This is a genomic window from Aquabacterium olei (genome assembly GCF_003100395.1).
GTDB classification, from domain to species: Bacteria; Pseudomonadota; Gammaproteobacteria; order Burkholderiales; family Burkholderiaceae_C; genus Aquabacterium; species Aquabacterium olei.
The window spans coordinates 235,328-261,288 of sequence record NZ_CP029210.1; the positions used below are offsets into that span (position 1 = coordinate 235,328).

Here is a 25,961-nt window from a genome sequence, read left to right on the forward strand (position 1 = left end):
CGCGGTCGCGATGCGCGTGCTGCTGGCCGAAGACGAGCATGCCCTGGGCGAGTGGCTGTCGAAGGCGCTCGCCCGGTCCGGCACCCAGGTGGACTGGGTGGACGATGGGCAACTGGCCGAGCGCGCGCTCGACGACACCGACTACGACGCGCTGATTCTCGACCTCGGCCTGCCGGGGCTGACGGGGCGGCAGCTGTTGCAGCGCCTGCGCGCCCGCGACCGGCGGCTGCCGGTGCTGATTCTCACGGCGCGCGACTCGCTGGCCGAGCGCGTGCAGGCGCTCAACCAGGGGGCCGACGATTTCCTGGCCAAGCCGTTCGCGCTGGAAGAGCTGGAAGCGCGCCTGATGGCGCTGGTGCGCCGCGCCCGCGGGGCCGACAACCCCCGGCTGGCCTGCGGCCCGCTGCAGTACGACACCGTCAGCCGGCAGTTCTCGCTGAGCGAGGCGCCGCTGCACCTGTCGCCGCGCGAGCACGCGGTGCTGCGCGCCCTGATCCAGCGCACGGGCGAGCCGATGTCCAAGGCGCAGATCATTGCGCGGGTGTTTTCCGACGAAGACGACGTGCTGCCCGACGTGATCGAGGTGCTGGTGCACCGGCTGCGCAAGCGGCTGGAGGGCACGGGCCTGGCCATCGTCACCTACCGCGGCCTGGGCTATGCGCTGGAAATGGCGGCCTGACAGTCAGCCGGCCATGAGCCTGCGCCAGCGGCTGCTGCTGTGCCTGCTGCCGCTGATGCTGCTCATCTCCGCGGGCGAGCTGTGGCTGACGCAGCGCGAGGCGCTGGCTTCTGCCAACAGCGCCTACGACCGATCCATTCGGGGGGCGCTCAAGGCCATCGAAGCCAACATCTCGACGGCCTCCGGTGGGCTGGCGGTCGAATTGCCCTATCGCCTCTTCGAGCTGCTGGAGCTGACGGCCTCGGGGCATGTCTATTTCCGCGTGGCCTCGCGTGACGGGCTCGTCGAGGTGGGCAACCTCGACCTGCCGCTGCCGGAAGGCGTGGCGCTGCGTTCTGGCGCACCGCAGTTCTTGGATGCCGAGTACCTGGGCGAGCGGGTGCGCATGGGCGTGCTGCTCACGCAGGTCAAGCTGCAGGGCCCCACAGGGCCTGACACGCCGGTTGTCATCCAGGTGGCCGAGCAGGCGGGCTCGCGCGAGCAGTTTGCCGCCCAGTTCGTGCGCACCAGTGTGCTGCGCGCTGCGGTGGTCCTGCTGGTGCTGGTTGGCGTGGTGGTGGCCCTGGTGTCCTGGGTGCTGCGGCCGCTGGGACGGCTGGAGGCCGGGGTGCGCCAGCGGCATCCGGCCGATGTGTCGCCCCTGCAGGCGCCCGACCTGCCGCGCGAGGTGCAGCCGCTGGTGCAGGCCGTGAACACCCAGATGGCGCGCCGCCAGGCCCTGGCCGACCAGCAGCGGCAGTTTCTCGATGACGCCTCGCACCAGTTGCGCACGCCGCTGACCACGCTGCGCACGCAGGCCGACTACGCGTTGCGCCTGCTGCCTGACCCCCCAAGCGGCGACGCCGAGCTGCGCGACAGCCTGCAGGCCATCGTCGAGCAGATCGACGCGGCCACGCGCAGCACCAACCAGTTGCTGAGCCTGGCCCGCAGCGATGCCACCGAGCCGCACTGGGCCGACTTCGATCTGGCCGAGCTGCTGCGGCAGACGGTGCGCCCGCTCCTGACCCGGGCACGCCAGCGACGCATCGACCTGGGCGTCGAGGTGCCCGATGCCTTGCCTGCGCAGGGCGATGCCACGCTCTGGCGCGAGGCGCTGTCCAACCTGCTGGACAACGCGCTGCGCTATGGCCACGCCGGCACGCCGGTGACAGCCAGCGCCCGGTGGATGCCCGGGCCCGTGCCAGGCTGGTCCATCACGGTGATCAGCGAGGGCGACCCGGTGCCCGAGGCGCTGTCCCGTCAGCTGGCGGGCGAGGCCGGCGGCGGTGAGGGCGGCCGCTTCGTGCGCGGGCAGGGCGCCCGCCGGGGCGGCGCGGGCCTGGGCCTCGCGATTGCGCGGCGCATTGCCCAGCGCCACGGCGGTGCGCTCGACATCGATGCGCGCGCCAGCGGCACCTTTGCCGTCACGCTGCACTGGCCCCATCCCGGCCGCGCCTGACGGCCGCCTGCCCGACGCGGGCTGGCACCCTGGGGTTTGTCCCCGGCGGAATTGAAAGGCAGTTGAAAGCCTCCGGTTTCTACAGTTCATGCCCAGCAGCCGGTCTTTGCGCACGGCTGTACGACAAGACCCACCGACGAGACCCGAGGAGCCTGCCCATGAAATTGCCCCTGACCGTTCGCGCCGTGCTGACCTGCGCGGCCCTGTTGCCCCTGGCTGCCACCGTGGCCAGCGCCGGCCCCCTGGACAAGAGCGAGTGCATTGCCCCGGCCAAGCCCGGCGGTGGATTCGACCTCACCTGCAAGATGGCCCAGACCATGCTGCAGGACAACAAGCTGAGCAGCGACCCGATGCGTGTGACCTACATGCCGGGCGGCATCGGCGCCGTGGCGTACAACGCCGTGGTGGCCCAACGCCCTGGAGAGCCGGGCACGATCGTGGCGTTTTCCAGCGGCTCGCTGCTCAACCTCGCCCAGGGCAAGTTCGGCAAGTATGGCGTGAGCGACGTGCGCTGGCTGGCCGCGCTGGGGGCCGATTACGGCGCCATCATCGTCAAGAAGGACTCGCCCTACAAGTCGCTGAAGGACGTGGCGGCCGCCCTCAAGCAGGACCCGACCAAGGTCGTGTTCGGCGCGGGCGGCACCGTGGGCAGCCAGGACTGGATGAAAGCCGCCCTGACGGCGCGCGCTGCCGGCGTGAACCCGCGCTCGATGCGCTTCGTGGCCTTCGAAGGTGGTGGCGAAGCGGTGACCGCGCTGCAGGGCGGCCACATCCACGTGTACTCCGGTGATGCGGCCGAGGCGGCCACACAGATCCAGGCCGGCACCCCGATCCGCGTGCTGGCCGTGTTCTCGGACCAGCGCCTGCCCGGCCAGCTCGCGTCCGTGCCGACGGCCAAGGAGCAGGGCTTCGACATCAGCTGGCCCATCATCCGCGGCTTCTACATGGGCCCGAAGGTGCCGGACGCCGACTTCAACGCCTGGACGGCGGCCTTCCAGAAGGCCATGGCCACGCCCGGGTACGCCAAGCTGCGTGAAGAGCGCGGCCTGTTTCCCATGACGATGACCGGCGTCGAGCTGGACGTCTACGTCAAGCGCCACACCCACCTGTACGCCAAGCTGGCGGCCGAGCTGGGTCTGGTCGTCAGCAGCAAGTAAGGCGGAGTCCGAGATGGCCGATCGCATCCTGGGCCTGGTGTGCCTGATTCTTGCCGCCGGCATGGGGTGGCTGGGACGGGGCTACGTTGCCCCGATTTCGTACGAGCCGGTGGGGCCGGCGGCCTTCCCGCTGCTGCTGGCCGGCCTGATGGCCGTCCTGGGGGGCTGGCTGGCCGTGCGGCCGCAGCCCCAGGTCGACGGCGCAGAGCCGGCCGAGCCGTTGTGGGGCCCGGCCTCCATTCGTGTGCTCACGCTGGCGGCCGTCATGCTGGCCTACGCGGTGCTGTTCCAGTGGCTGGGCTTCGTGATCGCCACCGCGCTGATGACGCTGCCGGTCGGTCGTGTCTTCGGTGGCACGTGGCGCCAGTGCGCGGTGGCCGGCGTGGCGCTGGGCGTGTCGTTCTTCCTGCTGTTCGACCGCGTGTTCGACGTGATCCTGCCGCCCGGCCTGCTGCACCTGCTGGGCTGAGCCCGGCCGAGGAGAAAATTCCATGAGTTCCACACTCGACCATCTGATGACCGGGTTCGGCGTCGCCCTGACGCCGATGAACCTGATGCTGGCTGCCGTGGGCAGCTTCATCGGCACCGTGGTGGGCATGCTGCCGGGCCTGGGCCCGATCAACGGCGTGGCCATTCTGATGCCGCTGGCCTTTGCGCTCAACCTGCCGCCGGAGTCGGCGCTGATCCTGCTGGTCGCCGTCTACCTGGGCTGCGAGTACGGCGGCCGCATTTCATCCATCCTGCTCAACGTGCCGGGCGATGCCGCGGCCATCATGACGGCCGTCGACGGCTACCCGATGGCCCGCAAGGGTCTGGGCGGCGTCGCACTGTCGATCTCGGCCTGGAGCTCGTTCGTGGGCTCGATGATCGCGATCGCGGGCCTGGTGGTGGCGGCGCCGCTGCTGGCCAGCTGGGCGCTGGCGTTCGGGCCGGCCGAGTATTTCGCGCTGATGGTGTTCGCCTTTGCGTGCCTGACCGGCTTGATGGGCGACCAGCCCGTGAAGGCGGGGCTGGCGGCCGTGCTCGGTCTGTCTCTGGCCACGGTGGGCATCGACGCCAACTCGGGCGTCTACCGCTACACCTTCGACTCCGTCCACCTGGCCGACGGCATCCAGTTCGTGGCGGTGGTGATCGGCCTGTTCTCGATCAGCGAAATCCTGCTGATGATCGAGCAGATCACGGCCGGCAACACCATGATCACGCAGACCGGCCGCAACATGTTCAATCTCAAGGAGATGGCGCAGACCTGGTGGGGCACCGTGCGCTCGTCGATCGTGGGCTTCTTCGTGGGCGTGCTGCCCGGGGCCGGCGCCACGATTGCCAGCGCCATGACTTACTCGATGGAAAAGCGCCTGACCGACACCGAAGGCACCTTCGGCAAGGGTGACATCCGCGGTGTGGCGGCGCCCGAGGCGGCCAACAATGCCTCGGCGGCCGGCTCCTTCGTGCCCATGCTGACGCTGGGTGTGCCGGGCTCGGGCACCACGGCCGTGATGGTGGGCGCCCTGGCGCTCTACAACATCACCCCGGGGCCGGCGCTGTTCGAGCAGCGGCCCACGCTGGTGTGGGGCCTCATCGCCTCCATGTTCATCGGCAACATCATGCTGCTGGCGATGAACATCCCGATGATCCGCATCTTCACGCGCATCCTCTCGGTGCCGAACTGGGCGCTGGTGCCGGGCATCCTGGCGGTCAGCACGGTGGGCGTCTATGCGATCCACGCCACGACGTTCGATCTGGTCCTGATGACGGTGCTCGGCGTGATCGGCTACGTGCTGCGCAAACTGCACATGCCCATGGCTCCGCTGATCCTGGGCTTCGTGCTGGGCGAGCTCATCGAGCAGAACCTGCGTCGCGCCCTGTCGATGACCAACGGCGACTGGTCCATCCTCACCGAAAGCGGCATCTCGCGCGGGTTCTGGGTGTGCACCGTGCTGATGCTCACCGTGCCCTTCATCGTGCGCGCCGTGATCCAGCGTCGCCGCCAGCGTGCCATCCCGGCTGCTGTGGCGGCCACGCCGGAGCAGGCGGGCTGAGACCGCGCTCCTTTCAGGCGGCCTTTCGGGGCCGCTTTTTTTTTCCTGAGTCTGTCTGCCATGCTGGATCGTCTGCTTGCGTCCCACCCGTGCGCCGTGTTGTCCGGCTGGGCGGTGGCGGTGTTCGGGGCCGTGGTGTGGTCGGGGGCCGGCGGCCCGTTGCCTTGGCTGCTGGGGCCCATGGTGGCGTACGGGCTGGCGCGCGGGCTGGGCCTGCCGCTGCGCGAATGGGGCTGGGGGCGCGCCCTCGGGCAGTGCGTGATCGGCGTGGGCCTGGGCACACGCTTCACGCCCGAGGTGGTGGCCGGTCTGGCCGAGCGCTGGCCCTGGCTGCTGAGTCTGGCGGTGCTGGCCCTGCTGCCCGCGCCCCTGGGAATGTGGGCCTACCGCCGCTGGGGCGGACTCGACCGCATCGGATCGTGGCTGTGCGCGCTGCCGGGGGGCGCCTCCGAGATGGCGGTGCTGGCCGAGCGCCATGGCGTGCCGGCCGCGCCCGTTGCGCTCACGCAGGGGCTGCGCGTGGCCCTGGTGGTGTCGCTGGTGCCCTGGAGCCTGCTGTGGCTCCCGGGCGAACTGGCTCCGGTCGGTGCGCTGCGCTCGGCGCCGGGGGGCACGGTGCTGGCCTGGCAGGCGGGCCTGTTCACGCTGGCCTGGGCGGTGCTGATCGCCGTGCCCACGGCGGCCCTGCACCGACGCCGCTGGCCCAACGTCTGGATGATGCTGCCGCTGCTGGCCACCGCCGTGCTGATGTCCCTGCTGCCGGCCTGGACGGCCCACCGGCCGCTCGGGCTGGCGCTGACCGTGCCGGCCGCGGCACTCGATGTGGCGCAGCTGCTGCTGGGCATCACGCTGGGCAGCAAGCTCGACGCCCAGGCCTGGCGCCAGGCCCCCCGGTTGACGGCCGTGGCCACCGGCGTCGTGCTGACCAGCGTGGCCTTGTGCGGCCTGGTCGCGTGGTGCGCTGCGGCCATCCTGCCCCCTGGGCCGGCGCCCTGGCTGACGCACTACCTGGCGCTCGCGCCCGGTGGCATGGCCGAAATGGCGCTGCTGGCGCGCCAGAGCGGGGCCTTTCTCCCCGAGGTGATTGCCACCCACGTGCTGCGCCTGATGCTGGTGCTCGCGCTCGCGCCCGGGCTGTTGCGCGGTGTGGCATCGCGGTCGCCCTCGGCGCCTTTGCCGCCGGCGACGCCCCCCTGAAGGGGGAATGCCGCGCTGCCGGCCCTCGCCGTGCGCGTTTTCCGGTGCGAGGGCGTGGATACTGGCGCATCGTGCCTCCCGCGATGCCATGAGTCTGGTGACACCCCGCCTCCTTCTCGTTGACGACCATGCCCTGTACCTGACGGGGCTGCGCCTGATGCTGGCCGAAGGCTGGCCCGAGGCCGAGGTGGTGGTGGCCCACGACTGGCGCGAGGCGCAGGCCGCGATCGCCGACCATCCGCCTGATTTGATGCTGCTGGATGTGCACCTGCCCGATGCCGACGGCCTCGCGGCCCTGCCCGCGCTGCTGGCGGCCCACCCTGCGCTGTGCGTGCTCGTCATGTCGGCCGATGTCGGGCCGGCACTGCTGCAACAGGCGCGCGCGGCCGGGGCGTGCGGCTACCTCCACAAGTCGGCCGGGCCCGACGACGTGGTGCAGGCTGTGAGCGCCTGCCTGAACCAGCGCAACGCCTGGGCGCTGTTGCCCTACGCATGGACACAGACACCGACCGGGCCGGCGGCCGAAGCGCATGAGCCCGCCTTCGACACGCCCGCCGATGGCGATGACGGCGCGCTGACCCCCTTGCAGCGCGCGCTGCTGGGCGAGGTGAGCCGGGGGGCCTCCAACCGCGCCATCGCCCGGGCCCTGTCGCTCAGTGAGACCGATGTGCGCGCCGAGCTCTCGTGGGTCACCGAGCGCCTGGGTGCGGTGAGCCGGGAGCAGGCGGTGGCCCTGGCGCAGGCGCGCGGTCTCCTGCCGTGAAGCCGGCCTGGTCTCCGCTGCGTGCGGCGTGGCAGTTCGACGGCCCGCGGGTGCTGTCGGCCCAGATGGCCCTGCTCGACCGCAATCTGGGTGGCGCCTTCGTCGTGTCGTGCCTGATGTCGTGCCTGGCCGCGGTGGCCTTCGTGCTGATTGCGGGCGATCTGCGCGCAGTCTGGTGGGCGCTGCTGACTTCGGCGGTGAGCCTGGGGTGCCTGCTGGTGCGCAGGGTCCTGCCGCCGCCGGACGACTTGCGTCGCGTCGGCCAGTATGCCCAGGCCGTGCGTGTGATGGCGGCCCTGCTGGGCAGCTGCCGCGGCGCCATGGCCCCGTGGCTCATGGACCCGGCCCGCCCCGAAACCATCACGCTGGTGCTGGGCATCACGGCCGGCATGAGTTCGGGCGGTCTGGCCGTGTTTGCGCCCTCGTGGCCGGTGGCCATGGCCTACTGGGTGTGCAGCGTGCTGCCGGTGGCCTTCACCCTCCTTGGCCTGGGCGGCGCCGTGAACGTGACGCTGGGCGTGGGCGTGCTGGTCTATCTGTGGGCGATGACCGCGTTCTCGCGCAACACCTCGAGCATGGCACTGCGGTCCATCACCCTGCGTTTCGAGAACGACGGCCTGATCCAGCGCCTGCGTGACCAGACCGAGCGGGCCATGGCCGCCCGCCAGGTGGCCGAGGACGCGCTCGACGATGCCGAGCAGGCCAACCGCGCCAAGACCGTCTTCCTCGCCTCGGCCAGCCACGACCTGCGCCAGCCGCTGCATGCGCTGTCGCTGTCGCTGGCCACCTTGGGTCGCACGCCGCTGGATGCGCGCCAGCAGGCGCTGCTGGCCCATGCCACCGCCTCGGCCGATGCCGCGGGCGAGATGCTGCACACGCTGCTCGATTTCTCGAAGATCGATGCGGGCGTGGTGCGGCCCGCGCCACAGCCCTTTGCGCTCCAGGCCACTTTCGACAAGCTCGCGCGCGAGTTCACCCCGCTGGCCGAGGCCAAGGGCCTGGGCTGGCGCGCTCGTCCCACCCGGTGCGTGGCCCATGCCGATCCGTCCCTGGTCGAGGTCGTGCTGCGCAACCTGCTGCTCAATGCCGTGCGCTACACCGAGCGCGGGCGCATCCTGCTGGCCGCCCGCAGCCAGGGCCCGCACGTTGCCATCGAGGTCTGGGACACCGGCATCGGCATCCCCGAGGCCGAGCAGCGGCACGTGTTCCAGGCTTTCCACCAGCTGGGCAACCCCGAGCGCGACCGCCAGAAAGGCCTGGGGCTGGGCCTGTCCATCGTCGATGGCCTGGCGCGGGCCATGGGCGCGGAAGTCGACTTGCGCTCGCGCGAGGGGCGGGGTTCGGTGTTCCGCATCATCCTGCCGGCGACGGCGGCCAGTGCGGCGATGGGCGCCGCGCGGTCCGAGCCGGCACCCGACCTGCGGGGCCTGCGCGTGCTGCTGATCGACGACGATGAGCCGGTGCGCCAGGCCCTGGCCGACCTGCTGACGGATTGCGGTTGCTGGTGCGAGGCGGTCGATGGCCTGGAGGCCGCCTTGCACCTGCTGTCCGGTTTCTCGCCCGACGTGCTGCTGGTGGACCACCGCCTGCGCGAGCACCGTACCGGGGTGCAGGCCGTGGCGGCGATTCGCCAGACGCTGGCCCGGTCGGTGCCGGCGGTGCTGATCACGGGTGACACGGCGCCCGAGCGCCTGCGCGAGGCCCATGCCAGCGGGCTGACCTTGCTGCACAAGCCCGTGCCGGCCGCCCACCTGCTGGGCGTGCTGCAGGCCTGCCGCGCGGAGCGCCGGGTGGCGAGCGCGATGACCACGGGCTGAATCCCGCGGCCCACCGCGCAGGGCGGCGACTTCAGGCGGCCGCGCGCCGCCTTTGCAGCACCAGCAGGCTCAGGCCCAGCAAGGCCAGCCAGGCGCCCTGGCCCCCCACGCCGGCGTGGTCGAAGAACCAGCCGCTGACCACCGGGCCGAGCGCGCCGCCGGCCGTGTAGCCGGCGATCATGGCCGAGGTGCCGGCCAGCGCCGATGTGTCTTCGAAATCATGGGCCACGCGGATCATGCTGAGCGTGTAGAGCGCGCCGCCCAGGCCGCCCCACAGCGCGGCGCACAGCCACAGCAGCGGCGGCCAGGCCGTGGCCTGCGTGAAGGCCACCCCGCTGAGCGCCAGCAGCGCGGCCCCGCCCGCAAACAGCCGGCGCGAGGGCACGTGGTCGGCCAGCCAGCCCAGCGGGTACTGCAAGGCAAAGCTGCCCATGCCCAGCACGCCGGCGATCGAGGTGGCGGCACCCAGCCCCAGGCCCACGGCCGAGCCGTGCGCGGTCGTCACGCTGCTCAGGCCGACCTCGAACACCCCGCCCACCACCGCCGCCCAGGCCAGCGCCGGCCGGAAGCGCCAGGCGGCCATCAGGCTCACGTGCGGGCGATCTTCGTGGTGGGCACGCAGGTGGCTGACCGAGGGCGCCAGCGTGATGCCCAGTCCCAGCGCCAGGCCGGCCGCCGCCAGCACGTTGGCGCCGGTGGGTGTGAGGCCCAGGAGCCCGGGAAGAAAGGGCCCGAGCGCCATGCCGGCGCCCAGCAGCGCCTGGTACAGCCCGGTGAGCCGCCCGCGGTGCGTCGCTGGCACGTTGTGCGCAATCAGGCCCTCGGTGGCGTTCCAGGCGGCCGCGGCACCCATGCCGGCCATGAGGCTCAGCGCGCACCAGGCGCGGTAGTCGTCGGTCAGCAGGTAGCCCAGGCAGGACAGCAACTCGAGCAGCAGGCCGATGCGGTAGGCGCGGCCCACGCCCACGCGGTCGAACACGCGCGAGACCACCGGCACCAGCAACGCCACGCTCAGAAAGGGCAGCATCGCGACCAGGCCCACCGCCAGGTTGCTGGCCCCGGCCGTCTGAAGGCGCACGGCCAGCACCGGGTTGAGCAGGCTGTAGCTGCTCACCACCAGCGTGGTGCCCAGCATCACGCGCCACAGCCCGGCGGGCAGGGCAGGCAGGTTCAGGGGCACGGTCTTTACTTGAGCCAGCCCTTGCGGCGGAAGAACCAGAACGGCGTGACGATGGACAGCAGCATCAGGCCCAGCGCGAAGGGGTAGCCCCAGGTCTGGCTGAGCTCGGGCATGTGCTGGAAGTTCATGCCGTAGATGCTGGCGATCAGCGTGGGCGGCAGCAGCGCCACCGAGGCCACCGAGAAGATCTTGATGATCTTGTTCTGGTTGATGTTGATGAAACCGACGGTCGCATCCATCAGGAAGTTGATCTTGTCGAACAGGAAGGCCGTGTGGCTGTCCAGCGAGTCGATGTCGCGCAGAATCTGGCGGGCTTCCTCGAACTGGTCGGCGTTCAGCATGCGCGCGCGCATCATGAAGCTCACGGCGCGGCGCGTGTCCATCACGTTGCGGCGGATGCGGCCGTTCAAGTCTTCCTGGCGCGCGATGGCCGCCAGGGCCTCACCCGCGGCCTGGTCGTTCACCTCTTCCTTGAGCACGCGCTGGCTGACCTTTTCCAGGTCGTCGTAGATGCCTTCCAGCGTGTCGGCCGAATACTCCGCATCGGCGTCGTACAGCTTGAGCAGCACGTCCTTGGCGTCTTCGATCAGCGCGGGGATGCGGCGGGCGCGCATGCGCAGCAGGCGGAACACCGGCAGGTCTTCGCGGTGGATCGAGAACAGCACGTTCTGGTGCAGGATGAAGGCCACCCGCACGTTGCGCGGGGTTTCGTCGTCGTCGATCAGGAAGTCGGAGCGGATGTGCACGGCGCCGTCTTCTTCGTAGAAACGGGCCGATTCCTCCAGGTCGTCGTCGATGATGTCGCCAGGGATGACGAGGCCGAAACGCACGGCGATCCAGCCCTTCTCTTCGGGCGTCGGATCTTCGAGGTCGACCCAGATCGGGCGGACCGGGGTCAACTCGTCGAGGCTGTCGATTTCTTCCTGAAACAGCCGGCCATTGGCCAGCGTGAAGACGTTGAGCATGGGAGCTCCAGCACGTGCGCCACAGGCCAGGGGGCCGTACGCGGTCGCACAGGTTGGTGAAGGGGGTGGAATGTGGTGGTTGCCGCCCCCTCCTGCATGCCGGCCGGCCGCGGCGTCGCGCCGGCGGGTGGCACCGGTCGAACCCTGGTGCGCCAGACGGGTCTGGGGCGGTCAGCGGGCTCGGCGCCGGTGGCTGGAGTGGGCGGTCACCAAGGGTGACTGTCCAAGGTGTCTGCTCCGAAAGTGCCGCATGAACGGCAACACGACATTATGGCGCGTGTTGCGCTGCGGCATGCGCGTGCGGCCGCATGTTCTTGGCAAGCCGGGCGCCCGCCATACGAAGGCCTTTGGATGCATCAGCTCCGCGAATGATGGGCGATGCATATTCTTCAGTTGATGCATGGGTGACGCTTGCGTAGCATCCGCCCAAGCCCATCCCATTGCAGGAGACACGACATGGATTTCCAGCCCAGCCCGCGTGGCAAACAGACGGCCGAACGCGTTCGCGCCTTCATCAAGGAGCACATCGAGCCCATCGAGGCCGCGCACTGGAAGGGCATCCACGAAAAGCGCCATGGCGGCCACTGGACGGAATGGACCATTCCGCCGGTGGTGGAAGAACTCAAGGCCAAGGCGAAGGCCGAAGGCCTGTGGAACCTGTTCCTGCCCGATGCCGAACTGGGCGCCGGCCTGAGCGTGCTGGAGTACGCCTTCAGCGCGGAAGAGACCGGCCGCAGCCTGATGGCGCCCGAGATCTTCAACTGCAACGCGCCCGACACCGGCAACATGGAAGTGCTGTGGAAGTACGGCAGCGCCGAACAGAAGGAACAGTGGCTCAAACCGCTGTTGGCCGGTGACATCCGCTCCGTGTTCTTCATGACCGAGCCCGACGTGGCCTCGTCCGACGCGACCAACATGGCGGCCACCGCCGTGGTCGAAGGCGACGAGATCGTGCTGAACGGCAAGAAGTGGTGGTCGTCCGGCGTGGGCGACCCGCGCTGCAAGATCGGCATCTTCATGGCGCTGACGCCCAACCCCGATCTGGGCCGCCACAACCAGCACTCGATGGTGCTGGTGCCGCTCGACGCCCCGGGCGTCGAGATCAAGCGCATGCTGCCCGTGTTCGGCGAGTACGACGAGCCGCACGGCCACGGCGAGGTGCACTTCACCAACGTGCGCCTGCCGCTGAGCAACGTGATTGCCGGCCCGGGCCGCGGTTTCGAGATCGCGCAGGGCCGCCTGGGCCCGGGCCGCATCCACCACTGCATGCGCTGCATCGGTGCGGCCGAGCGCTCGCTGGAGCTGGCGATCCAGCGCGGTCTGGACCGTGTGGCCTTCAAGAAGCAGCTGATCAACCTGGGTGGCAACCGCGAGCGCCTGGCCGAAGCCCGCGTCGCCATCGACCAGGCCCGCTTGCTGACGCTGCAGGCCGCCTGGAAGATCGACACGCTGGGCGTGCACGCCGCGCTCACCGATGTGTCGGCCATCAAGGTGGTGGCCCCCACCATGCTGCAGAACGTGGTCGACTTCGCCATCCAGATCCACGGTGGGGCCGGGGTGTCGCACGACACCCAGCTGACGGCCTTCTTCAACCAGGCCCGCTCGCTGCGCCTGGCCGACGGCCCGGACGAGGTGCACAAGGGCATGATCGCCCGCCTCGAGCTGATGAAGTACGGCCAGAAGTAAGCGGCATGGGGGCGATCTACCTGCTGCGCCACGGCCAGGCCTCGTTCGGCTCGAACAATTACGACCAGCTCTCGGCCGTCGGCCATCAGCAGGCTCGCGTGCTGGGCGAGGCCTTGAAGGCCCGCGGGGTGACGCCCGACCGGTTGGTGAGTGGCACCATGCAGCGCCACCAGGAAACGGCGGCCGGCGCCCTGGCCGGCCTGGGGCTGGATGCGGCCACGCCGCTGGCGCTGCATGCCGGCGTCAACGAGTTCGACCACGAGAACGTGATCGAAGTGGCCGAGCCCCGCTATGCCGACAAGGTGGCCATGATGGCCGAGATGGCGGCCACCGGTGACCCGCGCCGTGCCTTCCAGAAGTTCTTCCAGGACGCCGTGAGCCGCTGGGTGGGCGGCAACCACGACGACGAGTACGCCGAGCCCTGGTCCGTCTTCAAGCTGCGCGTGGTGGCCGCGCTCGACGAGATCGTCCGGCAGACGCCGCCCAAGGGCACGACGCTGGTATTCACCTCGGGCGGCACGATCAGCGTGGTGTGCGCGCACCTGCTGGGGCTCAATGACGCGCAGGCCTTCACCATCAACTGGACGCTGGCCAACGCCGGCATCACCAAGGTGGTGGCCGGGCGCGACGGGCTGCATCTGGTGTCCGTGAACGAGCACGCGCATGTGGAAGGCACCGAACCTTCCCTCCTGACCTACCGCTGAGGGTGTTTCACCGCTCGTGACGATCGGCCCGCCAGGGCTGCGGTCGACAATGCCGGCTTCACCGCCGACACACAACGAGAAGGAGACCCCGCGATGCGCATCACCCGAATCCTGGCCATCGGCGTGCTGGCGCTGGCCGCCCTGGCAGGCACCGGCGTGGCCCTGACCTGGGCCCCTGATCGACCCGTGGATACGCTCAAGGCGCGCTGGGCGCCGTGGCCTTCGCGCTTTGTCGAGATCGAGGGCATGTCGGTGCACCTGCGCGACGAAGGCCCGCGCACCGATGCCACGCCCCTCGTGCTGTTGCATGGCACCTCGGCCAGCCTGCATACCTGGGATGGCTGGGTGGACGCGCTCAAGGGTGAGCGCCGCATCATCCGCATCGACCTGCCCGGCTTCGGCCTGACCGGCCCCACGCCCGATGGCGACTACCGCCTGGTGCGCTACAGCCGGTTCGTGGGCGCGCTGCTCGACGAACTCGGCCTCAAGCAGGTCGTGCTGGCCGGCAATTCCTTCGGCGGCCAGGTGGCCTGGAAGTTCGCGGCCGATGCCCCTGGCCGCGTCGCCCGGCTGGTGCTGGTGGACGCCGCCGGCTACCCGTTCAAGCCCGAGTCGGTGCCCGCGGCCTTCCGCATGGCGCGCATCCCCGCGCTCGAGCCGCTGATGACGCACACGCTGCCGCGCAGCATGGTCGAATCCAGCGTGCGCAATGTCTACGGGGATCCGGCCCGGGTGACGCCCGAACTGGTCGACCGCTATCACGAGCTGGCGCTGCGCGAGGGCAACCGCGGCGCGCTGGTGCAGCGATTCCGCCAGACGCCCGGCGGCGAGTTCGCCGAGCAGATTCCACAGCTCAAGGTGCCCACGCTGATTCTGTGGGGCGGGCGCGACCGCCTGATCCCACTGGAGAACGGCCAGCGTTTTGCGCGCGAGATCGCGGGCAGCAGGCTGGTGGTGTTCGACGCCCTGGGCCACGTGCCGCATGAGGAAGACCCTGTGGCCACCGTGGCGGCGGTGAAAGGCTTTCTGGCTCAGTGAGTGAGCCACCCGCATCAGCCTGACGTGTCGCGTGCGGCCGCGGGCGTGGCCACGGCCTCCAGCCGCAGGTAGGCCGCGATGGCCAGGGCCAGCGGCGCGAGGTAGTACACCGCGCGGTAGGCCAGCAGCGACGCGAGCAGCGTGCCATGTCCCACCTGCCCGCCCAGCAACGCCAGGCACACCGCCTCGATCACGCCCAGCCCGGCGGGGATGTGGGTGATGACCCCGGCGATCGCACTGACCATGAGCGCGCCGAGTACCACGGGATAGGCCACGCCGGCCGGCATCAGGGTGTAGAGCACCGCCCCGATCACCATCCAGTTGCCGATCGACAGCCCGAACTGGATCAGCGCCACGCGGGTGCGTGGCAGGGTCAACTCATGGCCACGCACTTGCCAGGTGCGCTTGCGGGCGGCGATGCAGGCGATCAGGTAGGCCACGGCCACAACGCACAACGCCCCACCCAGCGCCTGCAGGGCCACCGGGGCCACGCCCCACGACGGCGGCGGCCGCACCAGCCCGAGCAGAAAGCAGGTGCCGGCCACCACCGCCCAGCCCAGCCAGTTCGTCAGCATGCTCAGGCCCAGCACCTGCGTGACTTCGGCCGGGCTCAGCCCCAGCCGGGCATACAGCCGGTAGCGAAAGGCAAAGCCGCCGATGAGCGAGCCGAGGTTGAGGTTGAACGCATAGCTCACGGCCGTCACCGTCATCATGCGCCGCGGTGGCAGGGCCAGGCCCAGCTGATGGCGGCCCACCAGGTCGTACTGGCTGTAGATCAGATGGCTCAGCACCGTGAGACCGGCCGCCATGGCCAGCGTGGAAGGCTGCAGGCGCCGCACCGCGGTCCACACCTCATGCCAGTCCAGGTCGCGCGCCTGGCGGACGAGCAGCGTGCCCACCAGCAGCGCAAACGCGCCGAACAGCCACGGACGCAGCCGGGGCCACCAGCCACGTTGCGCGGTGTCGGCCTGGGGCTCGGCGGGGGGAGACGCGGCGGGGCGGCGTGCGGCCATGGTGTTCAGGCGGGTGGGGGCTCGTGCGGGGTCGGTGCGGGCGGCACCGCCGTGATGCGGGGTTTGCGGCGCGGCAGCCACGCCAGCCAGCGAGGGAAGTGGCGCAGCAGGTGGAACACCAGCACGCTGCTGCCCAGCCGCCACACCCGGCTGCTGCCCTCCGCCTCGGCATCGATCTGCTGACAGTGGTGGCGCATCAGGTGCTCCAGCCGATGGCGCAGGTGCTGGTTGAAGGCGCGGCTCCACACCACCACATTCGCCTCCAGGTTCAGCGACAGGCTCCACGGGTCGAGGTTGCTCGAGCCCACGGTGGCCCAGTCGTCATCCGCCAGGGCCACCTTGCCGTGCAAGGGGCGCTCACAGTATTCGTGGATCTCGATGCCGGCCCCCAGCAGGTAGCGGTACAGCGATCGGGCCGCGAGCCCCGCGATCGGCATGTCGGGCTCGCCCTGCAGGATCAGCCGCACGCGCACGCCACGGCGGGCGGCATTGCGCAGGTCGCGCAGCAGCCGGTAGCCGGGAAAGAAGTAGGCATGCGCCAGGATCAACTCGTGCCGCGCCATGCGGATGGCCAGCCGGTAGTGCCGTTCGATGTCGGTCGGGTGGGCCTCGTTGTCGCGTGTGATGAAGGCGCCCCACGCTTCCGTGGTGGTGTCCGGGCGAGCCTGGGCGAGCGCGATGCGCGGGCGGTTCCACCACCACCGGCGGCGCCCCCGGTCCTGCGTGTTCGACAGCGCAAAACGATGGATCTCGGCCACCAGCGGGCCTTCCACCAGCACGGCGTAGTCCTGCTTGGCCTGGGGCCCGAAGTCGCCCAGGTGGTCGGCCGAGAAATTGATGCCGCCCACGAAGGCGCGGGCGCCGTCGACCACCACCAGCTTGCGGTGCAGGCGCCGGAACGCGTGCAGGCGCAGCCCCAGCAACCGGGGGCGCTTGTCGAAGAACTGCACCCGTGCGCCGGCCGCCGTCAGCGGGCCCACGTAGTCGTCGCCGAGGTCGCACGAACCGAATCCATCGACCGTGAGCACCACGCGCACGCCCCGCCGCGCCGCGTCCAGCAGCACCGCATGCAGCGCCCAGCCCACCTTGTCCTCGAACAGAATGAAGGTCTCGATGAGCACTTCGGTCTGCGCCTGCGCGATCGCTTCGAACACGCGCGGGTAAAAGGCCTCGCCGTTTTCCAGCAGCTCGATGTGGCCGATCGGGCTCCAGTTCGCTTTCACAGTCGCACCTCCGCGCACAGCGGTGCATGGTCTGACAGGTGGCTCCACGGTTGCGTGGACAGCACGCGCGGGTGGTGAACATGCACGTTGCGCGCATAGATACGGTCGAGCCGCAGCAGGGGCCAGCGGGCCGGAAAGGTGCGCGGCGGCGCGCGGCCGGTGTCGGCAAACGGGTCGCGCAGGCCGGCGCACTCCTGCAGCCGGTGGTGCGCCTTCAGCCGCCAGTCGTTGAAGTCGCCGGCGATGAGCAAAGGCGCCTCGCTCGGCACGTCGCGTTCGATCAGTTCACACAGCAGGGCGAGTTGCGCGGTGCGTTCGGCCTCGCGCAGGCCCAGGTGCACGCACACCGCATGGACCTCGGTGGGGCAGCCCGGTACATCCAGCACACAGTGCAGCAGCCCCCGGCGCTCTTCGCCCCGAAAGCCGTGGCCCGACACATCGTGGTTGTGCCATCGCCGGATCGGAAATTTCGACAACAGCGCGTTGCCGTGGTCGCCCTCGGGGTAGACGGCGTTGCGGCCGTAGGCAAAGTCGGTCCAGATCTCGTCGGCCAGGAACTCGTACTGCGGCATCGCGGGCCACAGGCTGTGCCGGTCTGCATGTCCCGCGTGCGTGCCATGCACCTCCTGCAAGAAAACCAGATCGGCGTGCACGCGGCGCACGGCTTCCCGCAGTTCGGGCAGGATGAAGCGGCGGTTGAAGGGCGTGAACCCCTTGTGGGTGTTCACCGTCAGCACCGTGAACGACAGCGGGGAGGCGGGCATCTCGGCGGGGCCCGAAAGAAGGCCGTGTGGCAGGACACCGGGTACGGCAAACGGTGTGCCTGCGGGGGCCGGGCGCCGCGTTCCGTTCAGAACACCTTCTTGACGTGCACGGCCCAGGCCTCGCGGGCGGCCTTGCCGTTCCCTTGCCACAGTCGCGACCACTCCGCCACGGCTGCCCAGGTCGCCCCCAGCGGCACCGACTGGGTCCAGCGGGCTTCCCACGCTTGCTGACCGCTGCCGGCGGCATTGACGAGCGCCGTCAAGGTGGCGCTCGACTTCATGCCGCCGACTTCCCGCACCAGCATGCCGACCTGGGGGGCGCCAAACACATAGGCTCCGCCCCGCCAGCCGAGCCCACCACCTGCCAGCGCAAACACGTCGATGTCGGTCTGGACGCGCCAAGTGGCACCCAGGGCGCCGTCCACCAGCATGGCGTGTCGGGCCCGCAGATCGCGGTCGGGTTGCTGGTCGATGCCGATGCGCATCCGCCCTGAAAGTCCGCCCGTGAACACATCGCGCGGTAGCAGTGACGCCACCGAGTACAGCGTGGCGCGCTCGAGGCGCACTGCATCACCCCGCGGGGCGACCAGCAGACTCAGGTCCATCAACTGCAAGCTGTTTTCGCTGAAGTAGCTTCGGTTGTCGTCCTCCAGGCCGTGCGAGGTCGGCAGCCATCGCCATTGCGTCCAGTGGTGCCCGTCGCGCCACAACCAGCCAGCCGACCACTGGCTGTCTGGGGGCGATTGCGCCGGATCCCGGTGGGGGGCGCTGCGGGCCTGCCAGCCGCTGAAGCGCAGCGCATCCAGTGTGTCCAGTTGCGCTGCGTAGGCCACGCCGTGCTCGGCACGCCGCTGCCCCTGGTCGACGAGGTAACGGTTGTAGGCCCCCGCAAGCTGGCGTTGCAGAAAGGCGCGCTCAGGTTGCCGGGACAGCGTCTCTGGTGCCGGCAGGTGGTCGTTCAGCACCATCTGGCGCACCTGGATGGCCTCAAGGCTCGGCAGCCCGTCGGCCAGCAGGCGCAACGCCCACCGGCTCGCGGTCAGGGTGGTCGGGGTGTCGAGCAGGCCGGCAGCGTCGGCCGAACGCAGGACGTCTTTCGGGGTGGTCCACGCCTGCCTGTGGGCGAGCAGTGCGGGTTGCGCCGCTGCAAGCATCTGCCATACCAGGGTGGCGCAGTTGTGGCTCTGAAACAGGTAGCGGAAGCGGGTCTGTTTGAGCTCGATGGCGTGGGCCTGGAACAGCGTGCGCTGTGTGGCATCCAGCTTCAGGGGGTAGATCCACAGGTTGCGCTGCTCCTCGCCGACATAGAGCGCCACCTCGCGTTCGAAGGGGGACAGCGAGAAGTACCCCGCCATGCCACCCACCAGCCCGTCGTAGACGAGCTTCGGGATGTTGAAGCTGACCGGGTCGGTGTAGAACGACAGGGCGTGGGCCACGCGCTGTCCATCGGTCCGCTGTCCTTCGAGGCGCAGAAACAGGTGCCCCAGCATGCTGGCTGGCTGGCTCAGGTGCTCGGATGCGAACACCAGCGACACCGTCTCGGCCGGTGCGCGCGTGCGGAAGTCCACCCAGTCCTGGCAGTGGTCGAGGTCGGCGTTGCCGTCGCTCAGACGCGCCTGCAGCCACAGGAAGCGAGCGGGAAAGCGGCAGCGGGCCGCGAGGGCGCCCTCGCCCCCGTACAGCACGTCGATGGTTGCATGCAGTTCGGCGCTTGGGCTGAAGTGCGGCTGGCTCAGCAGAAAGCCCGGATCAGGGATGGCGGGCCGGGTGCCGTCCACGTGCAGCAGGGCGGCCCACTGCGGATCCTCATGCAGCCGGGCTTGGTCCGCCGCTGCATGCACCAGTGCCGCCTCGGGGGCTGCCGCGCGTGACACCGCCGCTGCGGTGGCCACGAGCAGGCCGAGCAGCACCTGCCGTGCATGCATGAAAAAAGCGGCCCGAAAGCCGCTTTTGTGACGCGTCAGAGGCATCAGGGCTGCGATGCGGCAGCGGCGGGTGCAACAGCGGGCGCACCAGTCGGTGCCGGCGTGGTCACGCAGGGGATGATGATGTTGTCGGAGTACTTCCACATGCGCTCGGTGGCGAAGTCGGTCGATGAGCCCAGCAGACCACCAGTGATGACGTTGCCGAAGAACTTGAAATCGACAGAGCTGTCGGCGACGGTCTGGGCGGCACAGCCCGGCGACGTCACGGAGATCAGCTTCGATGCCTTCTGGCGTTGCACTTGCACCTGGCTGGGCGTCTGGAACGGCTTGCCGTCAACGGTGCCCTGCACCGGCTGGCCGTTGGAGGCCACGATCGTCACGGTCTGGGTGGCGTCGTTGAAGATGGAGGCGCAGCCGGAGGCCAGCGCCGAGGCGGCCACCGCAGTGGCCAGAGCAAGCTTGTTCATGTGAAAGTTTCTCCCAGGGGATTTGCAACAGCGCGTCGATGATAGACACGCTTGTTTACATTCTGGGGCTCGGTCAAGAGGCTTTGCGCACACCGTGGTCGAGCAGGCGTCACCCGTTGCACTGGCGCCACTTTTTTGCGTGCTGAGCTCCCTCACCAGTGCCGCTGCACCCCGACCGACAGCACCCTGGCACCCGTGGGCGCATCCTCCCGCCAGGCATGGCTGGCCTGCACGGTCAGCGCCCATCGCCGATCCGGGTGCCATCGGGCCTGCAGGCTGGCGCCGTACTCGCCGGGCTGCCCGGCCAGGTACACCCGCCGATAGCCCTCTGCCTGCACGCGCACCTGCGGCCCCGCCTGGGCCAGCAGGCCCGCCGCGATGCCGGTGCCAGCCGCCCAGGGCTTGCGTGCCAGGCTGCGATCCCAGCTCAGGTGATTGTCCAGGAACACATAGGCCATGACCTGGCCTGGCTCGCCCAGATCCCAGGCGGCACCGGGCCCGCCCTGCACCTGTCCGCCCACCGGGCGGTGCCCCTCGGCGTCGGCAAAGCGGCTGCGCTGGATGTGCATTCCCACGCGCCACGAGTGCGCCTTCAACAAGGGCTCGCGGGCGCTCAGCGAGGTGATCTCGACGGGCGTCAGGCGCTCGAATTGCAGCGGGCCGTTGCCTTCCCGGCTGAGCTCCAGCTGGAAGAACTGAATGGCCGAGCCACTCTGGTAGCCGGCCTCAGGGTCGAGCAGGTCGTGGTAGGCCGGCCGCACGGCAAAGCTCAGCCAGCCGCGTCCGTTGCGCTGTCCGGTCATCACGTCGACCCGCGCCGTCGCGTGGCCCGTGGTGGGCTCATCGGCGGGGCGGGGCACGTTGACCGGGCTGCCGGCCGGCAGCTGAGCGCGTTGCATCAACAGGCTCATGCGCTGAGCCTGCACGACATCATCCGGGCGCGGCTGTCGTGTGGCCTCGTATGCCACCAGCCGCTCGGCGGTCTCGAGCACCAGGGCCTGCTGTGGTGCGGGCAGGCCGCTCTCGCGCACGGCGATGGCAGGCACACGGCCGTCGGCCAGTTGGCGCGCCATCGTGGCGGCCTCAGGCCCCAGCAGGCTGGCGCGGTGCCGCAGCTCGGTGCTGTTGGCCGGGCGGTAGCGCACGGCGCGCAGCCAGCCCGGGGTCTCGGCCACCGCCCGCACGGTGTCCACCGGAATGGCCCACCACGTGAAGCGCTCGGTCAGGCGGGCATCCGGGCGTGCGGCCTCGAGCAGGGCCAGCAGGTGGTAGGAGCAGTTCTCGTCGAAGAAGAAGTAATCGAAGCGTGTGGGGCCCAACTCCCAGGTGTGGTCCAGCAGGCGGTCGATCTCTTCGCGAGACAGCGCCAGTTCGTACTCCCAGATGTCGCGGTTCTCGAGGTCGTTGTACTCGCGCAGCCGCAGGTAGTAGGGCGCGTTGGTGAACTGGCCGGCATACAGCCCGGTCAGACCCTTGAGCGCATACGCCAGTCCGTCGCTTTCGTCGGCGTTGGCCGCGTAGTTGATGGCGTACGAGAGCATGGGCGCGCCCGGGCGCCCGCCTGTGTCCGGGTCCAGCCGCAAGAAGGTGTGGCCGTACATCGAGGCCGGGCTGTTCAGGTAGGCCGACGGAAAGATCAGGCTGACCTTGTCGGCCTGCAGGCCGGCGCGCCAGCTGTCGTGGCGTTCGCACACGGGCTGGGGCAGCAGAGTCTCATCGAACGACAGCTGCTGCGCCAGCCAGCGATAGCGGGCAATGAAGCGGCATGCGGCCGGCTGGCTCAGTGCGTGGCGTGGCGTGGGGTCGAAGAAGGCGACCAGCGTGGCGTCAAGCTCGGCCTGGGCGTTGCGGTGGCCTTCGGACGCCAGGAAGAAGTCGGCGTCGTCGGCCAGGCTGCGGTCCACACGCGTGAGCGGGTGCACCTGGTAATGCAGCAGCGCGCGCCACATCGGCCGGGTGGCCAGCGAGGCGGCCCGTGCGCGGGCTTGCAGCGCAGCCAGGTGCGCAGTCTGCGCCGGTGACAGCGCGGGTGCGGTATGGGCGGTGGGCTCGGGCGATGCGGCGCGTGTCGAGGGCGCGAGCGTGCTCAGGCACAGGGCGGCCAGCAGGCCACCAATGCGTGTCTTCACCTTGATGATTCCCTGAAAGCGCGCATGCCCAGCACAGGCCGGGCATGCAGACAGGGCGCGGAGGCGCCCCGGTCACGCCGACGCCACCTGGGCGGGCCGGCGTCTGGCGAACGTGATCAGATCACGGTGGCGTAGCCAGCCAGCTGGGCGTTCGAAGCCAGCACGGCCTTCAGGTTGGCGGCCACGGCTTCGGTGGCGAAGATGGTGCCGAAGTTGGCCTTGATGGTCGAGGCGAACAGGGCGCGGTCGCCTTCCTTCACGCCCATCACGGTCGCCAGGGTGTCGAGGCTTTCGCCTTGACCGGCGGCGGCGTCACGGGCCAGGGCCACGCGGTTGCCGTCGATGTACATGGCGGTCTTCCACGACGAGCTCACGACGCCGTCTTGCGTACAGCCCGAGGTGCCGAAGGTGATGCCGAAGGTCTGGTTGCCCGAGGTGCCGTTGGTGGTGGCAGCCAGCACTTGCGGTGCGACGCCCGACTGGCCCTGGAAGACCTTGGAGCCCCAGCCGCAGGAGCCGACGTTGTTCTGAGCGGCCATGGACGAAGCGGCGGCCAGGGTGGCCAGGGCGGCGATGACGATTTTCTTCATGCTGATTCCTGAAATTGATGCAGTTGGATACGAGGACACAGAACGCTCACCGTGTCGAAAACCATTGTAGGGGTGGTGTTGTTCTGACAGGTCGGCCTTACGGGGGGACCGTGGCGAGCGCGCACACCGGGGTTTCCCTCGCACGTCGCCCGCTGGCCCCGGTCAGGAGCCTTCCACGACACGGCAACAAGTCCCCACAGCTGTTACCACGCCGGCGGCGCCGAAGGCCCCGCTTCAAGGGGGCAGGGTCCGCTGCAAGATCGGCATGATCGGCGGCGTTTTTGTTCGTCTTCTGAAGCACCACACCATGCGTACTTTCGTTTCCGTTCTTGCCGCGGCCGTTCTGGCTGCACTGGCTTCCACCGCCTCGGCCCAGGCCTACATCGGGGGCGTCATCGGCGCCTCCGACATGGACATCGACTGCCGCGGCGCCAGCCGTTGCGACCAGGGCGACGTGGCCCTGAAGGTCTACTTCGGCCTGCCGATCGCCAACCGCGTCATCCCGACGCTGGCGCTGGAAGCCGGCTACATCGATTTCGGCGAGGGGCAGGCCGCCAACGCCGTGGCCTCGCGCAAGGTCAGCGTGTCGGCACTCACGTTCGCGGCGGCCGCCCGCGTGAAGTTCTCGCCGGTGCTGAGCGGCGTCGGCCGTCTGGGCCTGGCTTACGTCGATGCCAAGGCCACGGGCAACGTCGGGCCCTTCCTGGTCAACGGCGGCTCCGACACCCAGCTCACGCCTTATCTCGGCTTCGGGCTCGAATACGCGCTCAACCGCCAGCTCAAGGTCACCGGTGAGGTCGATTTCACCAGCTTCGACACCGGCAACGAGAGCGGCTCCGTCCACCAGATCGGCGTGGGCCTGCAGTACCAGTTCTGATCGCTGGCACCCGTCGCGCCATGAAAAAAGGGCACCCCGCGGGGTGCCCTTGTCGTGCCGGCCTCAGGCCCGCTGCAGGTCAGCGCTTCAGGCCTGCGCCTTCTTCTTCAGACGCCAGGCGTGCAGCAGCGGCTCGGTGTAGCCGCTCGGCTGTTCCTTGCCCTTGAAGACCAGGTCCAGTGCAGCCTGGAAGGCGGCGCCGTTCGGGTTGGCCACCAGCGACTGGTACAGCTTATCGCCGGCGTTCTGCTGGTCCACCACCGCGGCCATGCGGGTGAAGGTCTCGCGCACCTGGGCTTCGGTCACCACGCCATGGTGCAGCCAGTTGGCCACGTGCTGGCTGGAGATGCGCAGCGTGGCGCGGTCTTCCATCAGGCCCACGTTGTGGATGTCGGGCACCTTCGAGCAGCCCACACCCTGGTCGATCCAGCGCACCACATAACCCAGGATGCCCTGGATGTTGTTGTCCAGCTCCTGCTGCTTCTCGGCGTCCGACCAGTTGGCTTCGGCCACCACGGGGATGGTCAGCAGCTTGTCGAGCAGCGATTGCGGGTCTTCACCGTTCTTCTCGATGTCGGCCTGGATGGCGGCCACGCTCACCTGGTGGTAGTGCGTGGCGTGCAGCGTGGCGGCCGTGGGCGAGGGCGTCCAGGCGGTGTTGGCACCGGCCTTCGGGTGGGCGATCTTCTGCTCCAGCATGCCGGCCATCAGGTCGGGCATGGCCCACATGCCCTTGCCGATCTGGGCGCGGCCGCGCAGGCCGGTCTGCAGGCCGATCAGCACGTTGCGGCGCTCGTAGGCGGCAATCCAGGCGCTGTTCTTGATGTCGCCCTTGCGCATCATCGGGCCGGCCAGCATGGCGGTGTGCATCTCGTCGCCGGTGCGGTCCAGGAAGCCGGTGTTGATGAAGGCCACGCGGCTCTTGGCCGCAGCGATACAGGCCTTCAGGTTGACCGAGGTGCGGCGCTCTTCGTCCATGATGCCCAGCTTCACGGTGCTGTCGGGCAGGCCCAGCAGCTGCTCCACGCGGCCGAACAGCTCGTTGGCAAAGCCGACTTCGGCCGGGCCGTGCATCTTGGGCTTCACGATGTAGACCGAGCCCTGGCGCGAGTTGCGGATGGCCTGGCCGTTGATCTGGCCACGGCCTTGCAGGTCATGCAGGGCGATGGTCGTGGTGATCACGGCGTCCATGATGCCTTCCGGGATCTCCTTGCCTTCCGCGCCCCACAGGATGGCCGGGTTGGTCATCAGGTGGCCCACGTTCCGCACGAACATCAGCGAGCGGCCGTGCAGCTTGACTTCACCGCCCTTGGCGCCGGTGTAGACGCGGTCGGCGTTCAGTGCGCGCACAAAGGTCTTGCCACCCTTGGCCACTTCCTCGGTCAGCGTGCCCAGCTGGATGCCCAGCCAGTTGCTGTAGCCCAGCACCTTGTCTTCGGCGTCCACGGCGGCCACCGAGTCTTCCAGGTCCAGAATGGTCGACAGCGCGGCTTCCAGCACCACGTCGGCCACGCCGGCGGCGTCGGTCTTGCCGATCGGGGTCGCGCGGTTGATCTGGATGTCGATGTGCAGGCCGTTGTTCACCAGCAGCACGCTGGTCGGGGCGGCGGCGTCACCCTGGAAGCCGATGAACTGCTCGGGGTTCTGCAGGCCGGTCGTCTTGCCGTTGGCCAGGCTCACCACCAGCTTGCCGCCTTCAACGCGGTAGCCGGTCGATTCCTTGTGCGAAGCGCCTTCCAGCGGAGCCGACTGGTCCAGGAAGTTGCGCGCCCACGCGATCACCTTGGTGCCGCGCACGGGGTTGTAGCCCGTGCCCTTGTCGGCGCCGTCGGTCTCGGGGATGGCGTCCGTGCCGTACAGGGCGTCGTACAGGCTGCCCCAGCGGGCGTTGGCGGCGTTCAGCGCATAGCGGGCGTTCAGGATGGGCACCACCAGCTGCGGGCCGGCCTGCGTGGCCAACTCGGCGTCCACGTTGGCGGTCGTGGCCTGCACGTCGGCCGGCACCGGCACCAGGTAGCCGATCTTTTCCAGGTGGGCCTTGTAGGCGGCCATGTCCTGGATCGGGCCCGGGTTGGCGGCGTGCCAGGCGTCCATCTCGGTCTGGATGCGGTCGCGCTCGGCCAGCAGGGCGGCGTTCTTCGGTGCCAGGTCGTTCACGATGGCGTCGAAGCCGGCCCAGAACTTGGCGCTGTCGATGCCGGTGCCGGGCAGCACCTTGTCTTCAACGAAACGGTAGAGCTCGGTGGCCACTTGCAGGCTGTGGACTTGGGTGCGTGCGGTCATGGATGAACCTCGGTCAACAAGAAAGAATCG

The 25,961-nt window shown here is 69.6% G+C and carries 22 protein-coding genes; 12 read left to right on the top strand and 10 right to left on the bottom strand.

Going from position 1 to position 25,961, the window contains the following annotated elements; all coding sequences use genetic code 11:
* Positions 1-10: 10 nt before the first annotated feature.
* The 8 genes from DEH84_RS01025 to DEH84_RS01060 all read left to right on the top strand — a co-directional run bounded on the left by DEH84_RS01025 (position 11) and on the right by DEH84_RS01060 (position 9,087).
* Positions 11-679 (top strand): response regulator, encoded by a 669-nt coding sequence (locus DEH84_RS01025; RefSeq protein ID WP_109033947.1) that lies wholly within the window; start codon positions 11-13, stop codon positions 677-679.
* 13 nt (positions 680-692) lie between these two features.
* Positions 693-2,117, top strand: coding sequence for a sensor histidine kinase (locus DEH84_RS01030; protein ID WP_245932646.1), 1,425 nt, complete (start codon positions 693-695; stop codon positions 2,115-2,117).
* Between the two features lie 158 nt (positions 2,118-2,275).
* The gene (locus DEH84_RS01035; RefSeq protein ID WP_109033948.1) at positions 2,276-3,274 is read left to right on the top strand and encodes a Bug family tripartite tricarboxylate transporter substrate binding protein; all 999 of its coding nucleotides are present in this window, start codon (positions 2,276-2,278) and stop codon (positions 3,272-3,274) included.
* A gap of 13 nt (positions 3,275-3,287) precedes the next feature.
* Positions 3,288-3,743, top strand: a complete 456-nt coding sequence (locus DEH84_RS01040) for a tripartite tricarboxylate transporter TctB family protein (protein WP_109033950.1) — start codon at positions 3,288-3,290, stop codon at positions 3,741-3,743.
* 22 nt (positions 3,744-3,765) lie between these two features.
* A complete protein-coding gene (locus tag DEH84_RS01045; RefSeq protein WP_109033952.1) occupies positions 3,766-5,310 on the top strand; it encodes a tripartite tricarboxylate transporter permease in 1,545 nt (514 codons plus the stop codon).
* Positions 5,311-5,370: 60 nt separating this feature from the next.
* A complete protein-coding gene (locus DEH84_RS01050; protein WP_109033954.1) occupies positions 5,371-6,507 on the top strand; it encodes an AbrB family transcriptional regulator in 1,137 nt (378 codons plus the stop codon).
* Positions 6,508-6,595: 88 nt separating this feature from the next.
* On the top strand, positions 6,596-7,270 hold the full coding sequence (locus tag DEH84_RS01055; RefSeq protein WP_159098796.1) for a response regulator transcription factor: 675 nt from the start codon (positions 6,596-6,598) through the stop codon (positions 7,268-7,270).
* On the top strand, positions 7,267-9,087 hold the full coding sequence (locus DEH84_RS01060; RefSeq protein ID WP_109033958.1) for an ATP-binding response regulator: 1,821 nt from the start codon (positions 7,267-7,269) through the stop codon (positions 9,085-9,087). Before DEH84_RS01055 ends, DEH84_RS01060 begins: the two co-directional genes overlap by 4 nt.
* Positions 9,088-9,118: 31 nt before the next feature.
* Here the strand turns inward: DEH84_RS01060 and DEH84_RS01065 are convergent, their stop codons facing one another.
* Both DEH84_RS01065 and corA read right to left on the bottom strand, forming a co-directional pair.
* Positions 9,119-10,267 (bottom strand): MFS transporter, encoded by a 1,149-nt coding sequence (locus DEH84_RS01065; protein WP_109033960.1) that lies wholly within the window; start codon positions 10,265-10,267, stop codon positions 9,119-9,121.
* Positions 10,268-10,272: 5 nt separating this feature from the next.
* The gene (gene corA, locus DEH84_RS01070; protein ID WP_109033962.1) at positions 10,273-11,232 is read right to left on the bottom strand and encodes a magnesium/cobalt transporter CorA; all 960 of its coding nucleotides are present in this window, start codon (positions 11,230-11,232) and stop codon (positions 10,273-10,275) included.
* A gap of 456 nt (positions 11,233-11,688) precedes the next feature.
* Between corA and DEH84_RS01075 the strand changes: the two genes are divergently transcribed.
* The 3 genes from DEH84_RS01075 (at position 11,689) to DEH84_RS01085 (ending at position 14,660) form a co-directional block, all read left to right on the top strand.
* Positions 11,689-12,918: an acyl-CoA dehydrogenase family protein gene (locus DEH84_RS01075; RefSeq protein WP_109033964.1), complete on the top strand. Its 1,230-nt coding sequence runs from the start codon at positions 11,689-11,691 to the stop codon at positions 12,916-12,918.
* A 5-nt stretch (positions 12,919-12,923) separates the two neighbouring features.
* Complete coding sequence (locus tag DEH84_RS01080) at positions 12,924-13,622, top strand: histidine phosphatase family protein (RefSeq protein WP_109033966.1); 699 nt, start codon at positions 12,924-12,926, stop codon at positions 13,620-13,622.
* A gap of 93 nt (positions 13,623-13,715) precedes the next feature.
* Positions 13,716-14,660: an alpha/beta fold hydrolase gene (locus DEH84_RS01085; RefSeq protein ID WP_109033968.1), complete on the top strand. Its 945-nt coding sequence runs from the start codon at positions 13,716-13,718 to the stop codon at positions 14,658-14,660.
* A gap of 14 nt (positions 14,661-14,674) precedes the next feature.
* Here the strand turns inward: DEH84_RS01085 and DEH84_RS01090 are convergent, their stop codons facing one another.
* The 7 genes from DEH84_RS01090 to DEH84_RS01120 form a co-directional block, all read right to left on the bottom strand.
* Complete coding sequence (locus DEH84_RS01090; RefSeq protein WP_109038134.1) at positions 14,675-15,673, bottom strand: lysylphosphatidylglycerol synthase domain-containing protein; 999 nt, start codon at positions 15,671-15,673, stop codon at positions 14,675-14,677.
* Positions 15,674-15,678: 5 nt separating this feature from the next.
* Positions 15,679-16,896: a cardiolipin synthase ClsB gene (gene clsB / locus DEH84_RS01095; RefSeq protein ID WP_218929744.1), complete on the bottom strand. Its 1,218-nt coding sequence runs from the start codon at positions 16,894-16,896 to the stop codon at positions 15,679-15,681.
* Entirely contained in the window at positions 16,893-17,660 is a 768-nt protein-coding gene (locus tag DEH84_RS01100) for an endonuclease/exonuclease/phosphatase family protein (RefSeq protein ID WP_109033972.1), read from the bottom strand. Before DEH84_RS01100 ends, clsB begins: the two co-directional genes overlap by 4 nt.
* 86 nt (positions 17,661-17,746) lie before the next feature.
* Positions 17,747-19,585 (bottom strand): Lnb N-terminal periplasmic domain-containing protein, encoded by a 1,839-nt coding sequence (locus tag DEH84_RS01105; protein WP_159098797.1) that lies wholly within the window; start codon positions 19,583-19,585, stop codon positions 17,747-17,749.
* Between the two features lie 44 nt (positions 19,586-19,629).
* On the bottom strand, positions 19,630-20,052 hold the full coding sequence (locus DEH84_RS01110) for an adenosine deaminase (RefSeq protein ID WP_109033976.1): 423 nt from the start codon (positions 20,050-20,052) through the stop codon (positions 19,630-19,632).
* Positions 20,053-20,204: 152 nt separating this feature from the next.
* Positions 20,205-22,181 carry an Lnb N-terminal periplasmic domain-containing protein gene (locus tag DEH84_RS01115; protein ID WP_109033978.1) on the bottom strand — a complete coding sequence of 659 codons (1,977 nt, stop codon included), beginning with the start codon at positions 22,179-22,181 and terminating at the stop codon, positions 20,205-20,207.
* A gap of 116 nt (positions 22,182-22,297) precedes the next feature.
* Positions 22,298-22,771, bottom strand: coding sequence for a DUF3015 family protein (locus DEH84_RS01120; protein ID WP_109033980.1), 474 nt, complete (start codon positions 22,769-22,771; stop codon positions 22,298-22,300).
* Positions 22,772-23,078: 307 nt separating this feature from the next.
* On the opposite strand from DEH84_RS01120, the gene DEH84_RS01125 reads away from it, so the two are divergent.
* Entirely contained in the window at positions 23,079-23,648 is a 570-nt protein-coding gene (locus DEH84_RS01125; protein WP_159098798.1) for an outer membrane beta-barrel protein, read from the top strand.
* An 87-nt stretch (positions 23,649-23,735) separates the two neighbouring features.
* On the opposite strand, the gene DEH84_RS01130 is transcribed toward DEH84_RS01125, so the two are convergent.
* Entirely contained in the window at positions 23,736-25,931 is a 2,196-nt protein-coding gene (locus DEH84_RS01130; protein WP_109033984.1) for a malate synthase G, read from the bottom strand.
* Positions 25,932-25,961 lie beyond the last annotated feature (30 nt).